At 41.2% G+C, this 14004-nt stretch carries 7 protein-coding genes; all 7 read right to left on the reverse strand.

Annotated elements, in window-relative coordinates; genetic code table 11:
* Positions 1–18: 18 nt before the first annotated feature.
* A complete protein-coding gene (locus PHEP_RS16735; protein WP_015809167.1) occupies positions 19–1158 on the reverse strand; it encodes a metallophosphoesterase family protein in 1140 nt (379 codons plus the stop codon).
* A 20-nt stretch (positions 1159–1178) separates the two neighbouring features.
* Positions 1179–2225 (reverse strand): glycoside hydrolase family 99-like domain-containing protein, encoded by a 1047-nt coding sequence (locus PHEP_RS16740; RefSeq protein WP_015809168.1) that lies wholly within the window; start codon positions 2223–2225, stop codon positions 1179–1181.
* A gap of 11 nt (positions 2226–2236) precedes the next feature.
* The gene (locus PHEP_RS16745; protein WP_015809169.1) at positions 2237–3838 is read right to left on the reverse strand and encodes a SusD/RagB family nutrient-binding outer membrane lipoprotein; all 1602 of its coding nucleotides are present in this window, start codon (positions 3836–3838) and stop codon (positions 2237–2239) included.
* Positions 3839–3847: 9 nt separating this feature from the next.
* Positions 3848–6949 carry a SusC/RagA family TonB-linked outer membrane protein gene (locus tag PHEP_RS16750; protein ID WP_015809170.1) on the reverse strand — a complete coding sequence of 1034 codons (3102 nt, stop codon included), beginning with the start codon at positions 6947–6949 and terminating at the stop codon, positions 3848–3850.
* Between the two features lie 113 nt (positions 6950–7062).
* The gene (gene fucP / locus PHEP_RS16755; RefSeq protein WP_015809171.1) at positions 7063–8304 is read right to left on the reverse strand and encodes an L-fucose:H+ symporter permease; all 1242 of its coding nucleotides are present in this window, start codon (positions 8302–8304) and stop codon (positions 7063–7065) included.
* A gap of 99 nt (positions 8305–8403) precedes the next feature.
* Positions 8404–10923, reverse strand: a complete 2520-nt coding sequence (locus PHEP_RS16760; RefSeq protein WP_143715767.1) for a Kelch repeat-containing protein — start codon at positions 10921–10923, stop codon at positions 8404–8406.
* A 743-nt stretch (positions 10924–11666) separates the two neighbouring features.
* A complete protein-coding gene (locus PHEP_RS21730) occupies positions 11667–13748 on the reverse strand; it encodes a PAS domain S-box protein (protein WP_162141663.1) in 2082 nt (693 codons plus the stop codon).
* Positions 13749–14004 lie beyond the last annotated feature (256 nt).

The raw sequence follows: 14004 nt of genomic DNA on the forward strand, positions 1-14004 counted from the left end.
CATGTTAAGGCTATTAATCTACGATTTTGCATCAAGCAACGCCGTTAGGCTCACAGTTGCCCAGGCATTACTATCCACATTTTTATAGATCATCATCTCCACCTCGTTTTTCTCAGATATATGCATAGTAGCGTATCCACAAAAATCTGCAAACTCGAAATGTTCGATAAAAGGACGTTCATTTTCAATGTTATCTTTTCGTTCCTGAATGGTATCCGGTGAAAATTTTGGCTCCAGGCCCAAAAGACCAGCATCATAAGCATCCAAGCCTTTTAGGTGATTTTTAACCATTGCATTTGGTGCATCGATCACGCTTCCGATAGCCACCTGAACAAACTTACCCTTAGTGGTTTTACGGCTCAAAATACTGGTTTTATGTAAGTGTGCGGTAAGCACTATAGCACGATGCTCGCCGAGTAAATTAAGCAGTTCTTCTCTTTTATCTTTCTGGTTTGGTTTCGCAAAAATATGCCAGTTGGCGCGTGCGCTATAAGGAACCACGGGTTGATGGACACTAAAAAATAAACGTTCTTCTTTACATTCCGGGAGTATTTTTTTAAGCCATTCCAGGCTTTCATCTGCGGTATAACAATCAAAAATAATAAAACGTGTATTTTTATGTACAAACGTATAATTCGCAGTACTCAGAGCCTGCTTTAATTCCTTTTGTTGCCAGTCCAGCACAGTTTTTTTATAAACTTCTCTCGCACCTTCGCCAGTAATGTCATGATTGCCCTTCACCACAAAAAATGGGCGCTTCAAATCCATATCTGCTACATACGAAATAAACTCCTGTGTTTGTTGTTGTGCAAGTTTTTCAGACCCGCACAAACCCTCTACAAAATCGCCTAGCTGCAACCACAAATCGGCATTTACCGTTTTTGCCTTATCCTTTGCCACACGCATCAACAAAGGAAAATTATCCCTTGTAATACGCGAATAATTTTGGATCTGAACAATATCATTTGGATATTTTAGTTTCAAATAATCCATGTCATGGTGTTCCAGTTTATCGAAATGGATGTCACCCAGCAACATAAAGTTAAAACCATTGCCCCTGCTCGGGATAAAATTAAATGCTGATGCTCCCAACGGCAGTGCCGCAGCAACCATACTTAAGGAAGCAATAAATTTTCTTCTGTTAACAGTAGTTTTCATGAGCTTATTTTTTAATGGTGTTAATTAATCTTAAATTGTTTTCTGGTCATTTGCAAAAAAATATTGCCATAGGTTTCAGTTGGTTCAATGGCAGTGCCCAACTGGAAATTATTCCAGGAATTGATCAATACAATGCGTTTACTGCTCATATTGCGCTTGGCAACATTCGTAAAATCAGTATAAAATTCCGGCGTATAGCCAATGTCATACATTTTGCTGGCAGGTGTCATTGCCTTATCGTTATATCCCGGAGCAATACATGGCACAAAATCAACCTTCCAGGTTTTGGTAGAATCAGTCCAGTTTTTCCAGTTCATATCAACAAACGAATTAAAAAACACCGATCTGTCATAAACATCCGTTGTCCAGTTATTTGCATTTACACCATCCATTGCTTTTATAGCAGGTGCATAGCGTACCGGAGGTAACCAGCCCAGGGTAATTTCTCCGATGACATATAAATTCACGCCTGCATCAGTCATCGCTTGTTTTAAAGCCGGAATCACAGTTGCATAATTGATACTTGATCCTGCAGAAGAAGACAAATTCAACGGCGTAATCATAACCACAGGCCTGCCATCTACCTTATAGTAGTAATCTTTATCAAAATGACTACTGGCCAGCGTCTTAAATTCGTTAATCATGGTGGTCAGCTTGGCCCCGGTTAAAGGTGAAGCATTGGTGGCGCTTAAGTGGGCAGTATTAAAATTGATCACCATTTTCACATTATTGTTCCGGCCCTGCAAAAATGCATTCAAGATCGGGTTTCCCGCAGCACCATTCCAGTTAAAGATAAAAAAGTCAAGTCCGGCCTCATCGGCCCATTTGCGGTGCTGGTCCATAATCAAAGGGTCCAGTGCATTATATTCACCTTTCACTGGTTTGAAAGTATATTTTTTAGCCCAGTCTGCCGTAGTGTAATTGGAGTAATAAGCACCAACCACTACATTTTCAGTAAGAGGTACCGGATCAATTTTATAATTAAAGTTTGGGGGCAGGTGCTCATTGTTCTTTTTACAGGAAACGAAAGCTGTTAAAAGTATAAGTATATAAAGATATGATTTCATCACAATCTGGTTTAAAATGGTAAAAAAGGATTTTTCTTAACGGGCAACGCAAACCATAACTTCGTGTTAAGGTTATCGGCACCGCCCAGCCAGCCAATGGCTTTATTTACTTCTCCAATATTGGTCTGCAATTCATCTGAGGGATATGGCAAACGGTTAGGCACATAGGCGTAAGTACCATCATAGGTAGCAAATTGCGGCTGAAATTCAAGCAACCTGGTCCTTCTGATCAGTGTCCAGGCATCTACGCCCTGCCCCGGGATGGCCAGCCAATGTTGCATCACAATCTGACGCAAATTATCACCTGCAGGAATATAACTGGAACAGATCTGCAACCAGTCTTTAAATTGGGCGCTCCTGCCAACGGTATCAGATGCCGTACTCCACTTAATGCCGGGTGTATTTTTATAATTGCTTGCCTGTGTTACAGTAAGGCCATACCTGTTAAAAGAAGCATCTATACCTTCATAATAATACTGCGAAGCATTTGGGTTGCCCCACCATCCCTTTAACGCAGCTTCCGCCTTTAAAAAACAAGCTTCAGCATATGAAAGGAACACATATTCCGCATCGGGCTTTAAAAACCGCTCACCTATAGCCGAATAGTCATCTTGTTTTAAGCCGGTATGCGGATTGGTTAAACCGTTAGCATAAGTTGATCCCCCTCCATAAGAGATGTTCTGTCCAAAGTAAGTTCCGGTTTGCGGGCCTTGTTTCGCCGGCTGTGCATATATAGTTAACCGTGCATCGTTGTAAGGCGCCATGTGGTAAACCAGCGACTCATTGGTAACCGGAATAGTGGCCTTGTTGGCAGTATAATTGTATACCGCCCTGTCGTAAAGCGGACTCCAGGTATCACTGGTTGTGCCCCAGTTTGCCGCAGCCGTTTCAGTCTGGGCCTTCATCGTATACTGTTCCGTTTGAAAAACTTCTTCTACTACCCTTTTGGCTAACACAGGATCGCCATTGGGCGCATCGTTAGAAATCCGGATGGCCAGTCTTAACCTCAGTGTATTTGCAAATTTCTTCCATTTTAAAAGGTCACCGCCAAAAATCTTATCTGCATTTACAGTATATTTATCACCGGTAAGGCTTAATGAATCCGTTAAATTTTTAAGATCAGCCAATACGTTCACATATACATCCTGTTCTTTGGTATAAGGAACACTTGGCGTACCCAGCAAGGCACCTTCCGTAGGAACACTTCCCCATATCACCACTGCATTGGATAGGATATAATTTTTCCATATGCGCGCAATCATCACCCTGTTGGTATAAGCAGGATCATTTTTATAATTTACAATAATCTGGTTTACAGGTTGGGCGGCTTGTACATAAACTGCGCGCCAATAAGTATTGTCCTCGTTCAGGTCGTAGTTGTAGCGCTGAAAATTACCCTGAAAGCCAGAGAAATGGTGTGTATAGTTAAAAAATACCACACGGTTCATATTGCCGCCAAACAGGTTCATTGTTTCAAAAATGGAAGTGGTCAGTAAAAAATCCGGTTGCACTTTCACAGGTTTGTTCGGATCTGTATTGATTTCTTCAAAATTTTTGGTACAAGACAATAAGCCAAACGCTATAAGCGCTATAATTATAATTTGTTGTTTCATGATCTGCAGTTAAAAAGTAAGTCTGATATTCAATCCATAAATTGCATTCGGAGGCAACGCACCATTCTCAATTCCCTGTCCGTTACCAGAGGTAGACATTGCTTCAGGATCCAGGCCACGTGGGGTTCTTCTATAAAGAATAGCCAGGTTCCTGCCGGATAAAGAGAACCTTGCCGTTTTAACCGGCATTTTCGACAACAGCTTAACAGGTAATGTATAACCGACCGTAACTTCTCTTAGCTTTACATAAGACGCATCGTAGATCACAAATTCTGCATAATTCGGCCTTGCATATTCGTAGTTCTGAGGGGTAACGAACTTCGTATTTTTAGTCCCATCCGCAAAATAGGCATCCCATATTGCACCACCACTTAACTCTGTATTGTTCTCCCCAAAAATCACGGTATGTTTATAATAATCATCGCGTCCGTATAAGGTTTCCGCTAAAACACCGTTCGTCAGCATTCGCGAAATACTACCAGAATACATTACCCCACCCATTTTAACATCTACCAGGAAACCGAGGTCCAGATTTTTAAACTTAAAAGTATTGTAAATGCCACCAATCCAATCCGGTGAAGCCGTTCCAAAGGCCATGTCATTATCCTTAACCAATAAGGATCCCCCATCCTCGATCAACATCCTGCCCTGGGCATCGCGGGCCACTCCCAAACCCCGCAAATAGGCATATGGTTTTCCCACTTCAGCATATACATACAGGTAACTCGAATTGTTATTCAGCTGGAAACGATCAATCCCCTCTATCAGCTCTACTACCTTCGAATTGTTCGCCGCATAATTAAGCTGGGTTGTCCATGAAAAGTTCTTCCCGGCAATAACCTTTGCATTTCCGCTCAGTTCATAACCCCAGTTCTTTATTTTTCCGGCATTATAAATTCGCTTTAAATAACCGCTTGAAGATGGAAGCTGAGCTGTTACAATCTGGTTAGTAGTAGCAGCATTGTAATAGGTGCCATCGATTGAAACCCTATTTTTAAACAACCTTACATCCATTCCTAACTCAAAAGACGTTGTCCTTTCGGGCTTAAGATCTGCGTTGTTCATTGTAGTGGCCAGTGAAGCCAGGGTGGCCCCATTTAAAAAACCATTAAATGAGTAAGTCTGGTCTAATCTATACGGATCGGTATCATTTCCTACGATGGCATAAGATGCGCGCAATTTGGCAAAACTAAGGATGTCGCTCTTCAAACCTAATATTTCATTCACAATCAATGAGCCGCCAACGGAGGGATAGAAGTAAGAATTATTAGCCCTCGGCAATGTAGATGACCAATCGTTTCTACCTGTTACATCAACAAAAGCATACCCTCTGTAACCTAAAGAAACAGAACCAAAAACAGAGTTTAAACGTTTATCACGTTGCTGTTGCGTAACCGTTGGAAACTCTTTGGCGTTGGATAAATTAATTAAGCCAGGCTGCAATAAAGAATTGATCCTTTGTTCCCTTCTTTCAAACCAAGAGCTAAAACTACTGGCACCCAGCATGGTACTCACCGAAAATTTATTAAAGGTCTTATTGGCTACAAGCGTACCTTCCAGGTTAAAATTTTGCTGCTTGGTATTAAAGGTACGCATAAAACCATCAGGGTTGCTGGCCACAATAGAACCAATATTATTAAATTCAAAACCATCCCACCACAGCACGTCGGCACCTAAGCGTCCATTAAAAACCAGCCAATTGGTGAAATTCACTTTAGGGTTCAAAGATGCAATTATACGGTCTTTAACGTCCCGGTTGGGGTTCTCATTAATTACCCAAAAAGGATTGCTGAAATTACGATGCGTCCCTATTTCCATTCCGGTTAGTGGGTCTTTATAGGGCATGAGTTCGGCAAGATCAGTACTCCTGCCCATATGCGTATACAGGTTTGTTGGATTCCGGCCATTCGCATTCGAATACTGTCTGTTGTCAACCGCATCTCTTACGTAACTGATTTTACTGTCCAGGCTCACCTTTTTACTAAAAGTATTTTGCAGGCGTACGTCTCCGGTTTGCTTATTGCTCAGGTTAAATCCATCCACTACACTGGATCCGGCATAATTGGTATAGGAAATCCTGTAAATACTACTTGTATTCCCACCTTCTACGGCGATATTATTGGTCAGCAATGAAGCAGACTGATAAAAATCCCGAATGTTATCCGGCTGTGGCAGGTAGGGTTTGATTTCACCATTTAAAGCAACATAAGGCTGCCCCATCATAGGCGACCCCCAACTGCGATAATTAACCATGGCTTCAGGCAAGCGATGTGTATTGTCAATGTAAAATGAAGTCCCTACTCCGTAAGCATTTTGGTATTCTGGAAATTCGGTTAATCTCTGCATCATTAAACTCGAATTAAGCGACACCTTAAATTTAGTAGTGCCTTTTTTTGTAGTAATCAAAATTACCCCATTAGCTGCCCTTGAGCCATAAAGTGCCGAAGCATTCGGACCTTTAAGCACTTCTATATTTTCAATATCTTCAGTATTGATATCAGCAGCATTATTTCCATAATCGATGTTGCCATCCCCTGCCGTATTGTCTATCGGCATCCCGTCTACCACAAAAAGTGGCTGGTTGTTTCCGGTCAGTGAACTGTTACCCCTGATAACAACCCTGGCCGAACCTGTATTAAAACCAGGTGGTACAATCTGTAAGCCTGCAATTTTTCCAGATAAGGTACTCAACAAGTTCGGGCTTTTAGCTTCCGTCATCGTGTTTACATCTACCCCTTGCCTGCTATAGCTCAAGGCTTTTATTTCACGTTTGATACCTAGGGCTGTTACTACTACATTTTGCAGTTCCTTGCTGTCTTCAGCCAGCTGTACGTTTATGGTGTTACGGCCCTTTATGAGCTCCGTAACTGGCATCATACCCATATACGTATAGGTTAATTCTTTGGTGCCACCAGAAACACGTAAATCATAATCACCATTTGAATTGGTAATTGCATTAAATTTTTGTCCGTCATCTGCTTTTGCAGTGACACTAACTCCAGGTAAAGGTTCTCCCCTTACATCCACAACTTTTCCCACAATCTGCTGCTGTGCACAGACCCACATTGGAAAAAGAAAAAATACCAGTAATAAGTACGCTCTTGCTTTCATACAATTTAGTTTAATTTTGGTTATTTGGAAGGTTAGGCTTAGTGAGGGCGAAGGAAAGGCAAAAGGATTAACAGATGATTAATAAAGCATTAATAAGCCTGTTGCAATCAATATTAATGCTTTACTTTATAAAATTTATAAGCAAAAAGGAAAATTATCACATAGCAGATAATGGGTGCATAATAAGCATTTGCAATCCCTGCATTGTCAGCAATAACTCCCATTACAAAAGGAAAAAATGCACCGCCTACAACCCCCATCGATAAAAACGAAGCTGCCTGTTGAGTACGGGCACCTAAATTCTTCAGCCCCAGGCTAAATATGGTTGGAAACATGATGCTAAAAAAGAAGTTGATCATGAGCAAAGCAATGAAGGATACCAATCCAAAATTTTGCGCTACTATGATGCACATCAGGATATTGCCCAATGCAAATGCTGCCAATAATTTATGAGGTGCAATGATGCGCATTAAAAAGGTCCCGATAAAACGCCCGGCAAGCATCATCCCCATAAAAACTACCATAAAATGTCCGGCTTTTTCGTCACTAAAGCCCATTTTTTCATGTCCGTAATTGATAAAAAAGGCCCAGGTTCCGGCTTGTGCAGCAACATTAAAAAACTGTGCAGCAACAGCCCATACAAAATGTTTATGGTCAATTAGTTTTCTATCAGGCGCCACGTCAACATTCACGGCGTCAGCATCAGCTTCAGAAATCACATGTGGATCGGTTGTAGGCGGAACCTTAACAAATGAAAAAAATACTGCCACAAGCAAGATCACCATTCCTATAACCGCATACAATAGCTTAACGGAGGTTAAGTCAGTACTTCCTTCAATGTGCTTGCCAAATAAAAAGTAACTGCCAATTGCAGGTCCAAGCATGGCACCTACCGCATTAAAAGACTGTGCAAAATTAATGCGCTGGTCGCTGGTACGCTGATCTCCCAGCGAAGCAACAAAAGGATGTGCAACCGTTTCCAGGGTAGACAGGCCACAACCAACAATAAACAAGGCAATACCAAAAAAAGCAAAAGAAGAGATGTTAGCGGCAGGTATAAACAGAAAAGCGCCTAAAGAAAAAAGGGAAAGTCCTAAAAGTACCCCCTTTTTATAACCAAAACGTTTCATAAATAATCCGGCAGGTATGCCCATTACTGCATAGGCACCAAAAACAGCAAATTGTACAAAGGCAGATTGGGACCTGGAAAGGTTCATCGTAAGTTGGAAATGTTTATTCAGCACATCGGCCATGGTAATGGCAATACCCCAGAACATAAACAGAGATGTAACGAATACCAGGGTAACAAGAAATTTCCGCTCCGTAAAAGGAGCTTTGGTTTTTAATTGGTTCATATTTGGTTTGTAAGGTTATTGGTTCATCGATCAAATGACCGGGGGATAAAGTTCATTTTTGAACTTAACAAAACCTTAATAAATGATTAATAGCTTGGCCTATACAGAAGGTTCTGTACTCAATACCGTATTAAAGCTTTTATCAAAGTCGTCATTGTACAATAACCGGTACTCTTTGCAAAAACTTTCGTAGGTATTTTTAGATTGGGAATGTTTACCCATATAAGCCAAAGCCTTGCACTTAATCGTCATGGCCTCTTCGTTTACCGAATCAAAGTAAAAAATATAGTTGGCCAATTCAATTAACAATTCCGGATCATCGGCAATCGAAACAGAATGGGTAAAATGCAGGTAAGTATCGATAATCTCATTAGATATCTCAGCTTTAAAATGGTCCATCCATTCATAATTGGCATTTGGTAAAAACGAACCACGCTTTATAAGTGCCGCCAATGCTAAAATTTTCTCTTTATTTAACTTCTTTTTCTCTTTGATGATGCTGAAATAGTGATAATAATCAACATAAGTATTTTCGAAATCACAATTAAATCTCCAATATCCCGTTTCTTTGGACACCGAACAGTTGTCTATCTTCTCCAATATGTTTTTGAGTTTCGCAATGTTAACAGACCTGTTGTTCCGCGCACTTTCTTCTGATTTATCGAACCAAAGCAATTCCTTTAATTTTTCGGAGCTTATACCCCGCTCCCACCTAATGGTATACAGCAAAATAACCAAAAAAAGCTCCTTAATCAATGGTGTAAATTGCCTGGTTATTTCCTGACCGTCTTTATCAAATACCTGCATATCCCCAAAAAGAAATATACCCGATTTGGATTCAGGGCTTAGATCTTTCAAAACCACTGGCAATACAGGCTGTTCTGCCGGCTTCTGCTGTTGCTTCCTGCTGTAAATAAAGAATCCGGCTATTCCCAATAAAAGCAATAGCCCAACAATCATATAACCATAATTCATCTCCGATGGAAGTACAACTTCGGCATTTACCCCAATTGGCGGACTATTTAACGCATAAATCTCCACCTTTGTCCGGTTGTTTTCGTCCCAGAACAAAGTAACAGCTATAAACCTTTTGCTTTCAGCACAATAAAAAAGGTCGGCAAATGAATTGATGTCATGAAACGTGTAAGGAATCAGGCTTCCCATCAGCTTAAATTCCGGCTTGGTCAAAGATCCTTCAATCAGCTGCAGATGAGACTTAAACTTATGTTTTGGAAATATCAGTCCATAATAGGTTCCCTCTTTTTCGTTAATCACCAGTGAATTGGCAAATACAAAATGTTCTTCTTTTACCGGCAGTTCATAAATTTTCTTTATGGTTCTTTTCTTAACATCAAAATATAGCAGGTCGTATAAATTCCTGGGGTTTAACAGCTGCTGTCCGGTAGAGCTGCCATAGCCGCCCAAAATGTAGGCACCATTGCCAGTGCTACCCAGCGCAGCCAGATATCTTGGTATAATGGCATCACCAGAAACATCTACTTTTTCCCATTTTCTGGCAGGAAAGTGATACCGCTGAATAACATTTTTGTAAAAGAAGTGACCATATCCACCTACCATGTATAAAGATGTATCCCCTACCGAATAAAACTTATTGAATTGCCAGAAATCGGTAATTGGTGTATTTAAATCAAAATTTGAGGACCAGCTTTTGCTTTCCGGATTAAAAGCACTCACAATTTTCTGATCCATGTAAAAGTTTAACAGCTGGTTATGCTGGGGATCAAAAACGGATTGGTTCCCCCTTAACATATTCTGCTTGCCCGAAAGGTAAGCAATGTGGTCAACTCGGCCTGATCTCACTTCATAGCTCAATAACGAATCCGCCGCAACAACATGCACAATCTCATTTTTTGCATCAAATGCTACACTTGCAGCACCATCAACAACAGCAGACTGCAGAAGTTCCCATTCATAATGCAGCTTTTTTATCCATCTGGGTTTTACCACCGCTCCATTTTTGCCATGCAACATTTCCCTGGCAACAATTCCATCATATTCATCAAGCTGCCAGCTAAACTTTTCGGTCCCATCTTCAGCAATATGTATATTCCTGATCTTCATTGGTGGCACATCAGTTGTTTTAAAACCCTGGTATTCATTGGCACCAAACAGGATTTTAAAACAATCATTTTTTTTCACCATTAAACTGGTCTCGGAAGAAAAACTGCCATAAGATACCCGAAGTATTTTTCTGGCGTAGTCAAACTTAAATTTAATGGTATTCCAGGAGCTAAAAAGTACGTTTTGTGGAATATTAAATGCAATTTTTGAAAATCTGTCTCCCATAATGAGCCGGAAGTGATTTTTTTCGTGAGGATCTTTATCGTAAATGAGGTCGATATTTTCATTATTGCTGTCAACAAACCTTACAATATAACCAAAGTAATCCTTTCTTGCGGGCAGAAACGTTAAATCAAAACTAAGCTCAAAATCATTGTCAAAACATAAGGTTTTTCCCGGACTTAAATCCAGCCCTGTTCTTTGATCCTGAACAACTTCGTGACTATAAAAAGCAAGGCCATAAGACTGCGAAAAGCTGGCATTGCACCAAAAAATAAAGAAAACAGAGAGCCCCCACAGTAAATATTTGATTTTCATGATCAGCATTACGAATATAATACATATATGCTTAGCTTAACATAAATATGTAAATTTTCACTCGCAAATGCATTTAAAACCTCTCTAATTTAATTTTTAGCATTAATATATCTATTTGCTTTATGAATTCCTCAAACTTAACCTACAAGGTTTAACAAATCGTTAAAAAAACATTAACAGTTAATTCAGCATCAAACTAAATGTTCCCCAACATAAACACTGGTGCTCACGGCATCCCCTTCCATACTTACGTAATGCATCCATGCATGTATAGCTCAAAAACCTGAAACATTTAAAACAGACACCTGCTGTATTTACGGAGCCCCAATACTTGTCACCCTGCTATTAGCTGCTCAATACCTCAGTCGTAGCTTGTTCGTAAAAAGTACCCTTTGTATGAGCCAGGTGTGCGCAAGCTACGAGCAAAGTGCGCCCGAGGACGAAGGTAGGCCCTGATTTGTTTTTTTAAGTCTTATCAGTATCTGGTACTCCTGAATTGGCTTAACATCCGTTAAGTTGTCAAATTAAAAATAATTATTACTACAACCATAATACGCTGATTTTCGTATATTAGCATTGAGAGCGTTAATTTAAGCGGGGATAACCATCACAGGTCTATTCCCGCTTTTTTATTTATCTGCAAATCCTGTTATGCATATTTCTAAACTAAACCTGGTTACAGATCAAAAAGAGATCATAGATAGCCACCATTGTAACTGCGGTAAATAACACAGCAAGATTGGTTAATCACCAACCTCTGGCTTCCTGATTCCTTCAAGGGGCAAACTAAAATAAAACTGCGAACCCTTCCCAATTTCACTCTCTACCCAAATTTTGCCGTCGTGGCGATGAACAATCTCAGCGCTTAAATAAAGTCCAATCCCGAACCCGGAGGCCTGACTGATGGGATCACTTTCGACGCGATAATAACGGTCGAATACGTGCCCGCAATCAGCTTCACTAATCCCCAATCCCCGGTCGCTCACCCGAATACACACATATGAATCCTGTTTATAGCAATCTATGGTAACCTCGGAGCCTTTGGGAGAATATTTGATCGCATTGCCTAAAAGGTTACTGAGTACAGAATCTATTTTTTCCCGGTCCGCCATGACTACAGCATCTTCACATTCCCGGATGTTGATGATGTGGTTAATGCCGGTAAGATTGATTTCAGCAACTACCTCTTTGATCAGTTCGCAGATGTTAAAGACTTGCCTGTTGATCTGAATCTTACCAGACTCCAATCTGGAGATATTCAGAAAGCCGCTGATCATCTTATTCATTTTTTTCACCTGCAGATTCGCGCGGTCCAGTAGCTGGGATACCAGAACATCTTCACTTTCAGCAAACTTCCGCTGCAGCATTTGTAAGATTGCGCTCATAGAGGTAAGCGGCGTTTTTATTTCGTGACTGACCATAGCGATAAAGTCATTCTTGCGGATATCATTCTGCTTGCGTTCTGAGATATCCCGGGCTATCTTGGAGAAGCCAGTAATATTCCCGTGGCTGTCCTTGATGGGCGATATCGTAAGAGAAACATCAATCAGCCGGCCATCTTTGGTTTGCCTTTTCGTCTCAAAGTGCTCTACGCGCTCTCCTGCTTTTAACCGCGTGAGGATCATCGGCTCTTCATCCTGGCGGTCAGCTGGTATAAGCTTATAGATAGTTTCCCCTATTATCTCAGTCGAAGTATAACCAAACATGCGTTCCGCAGAATCATTCCAGCTGGTGATTACACTTTCCAGGGTCTTACTTATAATAGCATCATTTGATGTGGCTACAATCGCTGCTAGCCTGGCACTTTTTTCTTCTACCTGTTTGAGCTCAGTGATATCCAGTACAGTACCTAAAAACCGTGAAGCTTTTCCAGCCTGAAACTGGACCGTACCCTGCGCCTTTACCCAACGAACCTCCTTATTATCAAAACGAATGATCCGGTGCGTGATTTCATATCGGCCCGAAAACTTAGACTGAAGGCTGGAATTTATTCTGGAAGCTACAAATTGACGGTCTTCCGGAAATATGTGTCGCGTATAGGTTTCAAAATCCACAGGCTGATCGCCATCAAGGCCGAATATCATCCGGCATTCTTTGGACCATTGAAGTTCCCCCGTGGCCGGAATATAATCCCAGGTACCCAGACCTGTCGATTCTACAGCCATACGGAAGCGTGATTCTCCGGCTGTCAGCTCCCTGTTGATTTGCTCCAGATTTTGCTGGATTTGGATTAGCTCCTCGTTTGTAGCCTCCATCTCTTCATTAACAGCCGCCTGCTCCTCTACGGCCTGCCGAAGTTCATCCGTTCGTTTGGCTACACGCCCCTCCAGCTGCTCGTTCAACAGGGTTAGCTGACGCTGGGTCTCCCGTAACTCGACATTGGTGGCAAGAAGTTCAGCATTGAGCGCGCTGACCTGTTCGGTCGTTTCCAGATTTTCCAGATGACTTTGATGTAGAGCGCGTTCGGCCAGTATTTTGTCTGTCACATTGGTAGCCAACTGGATGATATAAGAAATATTACCCTCACTGTCCAGCACAGGTGAATGGCAGGGGTCCCAGTACCGCCGGATAAATTTGCCCGGGTTTTCCATATCGGGGACATCATATCGCTGTATTGGCATTTGATCTGGTTTTTTAGTGCGAAGTACCACCTGAAGTGATGCATTTATATTCTGAACACCATCCGCATCTGGCAGATCTGGGTTGTCCGGAAAAGCCTCAAAAATATGTTTGCCTTTAATTGCATCCCGCGTCGTTTTTGTGGCCTGCAGGTATAAATCGCTTGCTGTCAAGATATACAGATCAGGAGAGAGAATTAAATACATATTAGGCGCCGTTTCAAGCGCCGAAAGCGTGTCCTTGGAGGGTTTGTTGATTTCAGCCATATGTTGCCATATTTACTATATATTTTTGCAAGGCAATTCTTATGCCGAATCTGCTACAGGTTCTTGATTTATGCCCTGGCCAAAAGGATCCTATCCACCTTCGTATAAAAGTTCCGCCGTATAATCCGGGGCATAAGGTGTATAATAAGATTTACGAGTCTTCATGGAAGAAAAGACAAAACTAGAAGTCTTTGGC

The organism is Pedobacter heparinus DSM 2366 (assembly GCF_000023825.1).
GTDB classification, from domain to species: domain Bacteria; phylum Bacteroidota; class Bacteroidia; order Sphingobacteriales; family Sphingobacteriaceae; genus Pedobacter; species Pedobacter heparinus.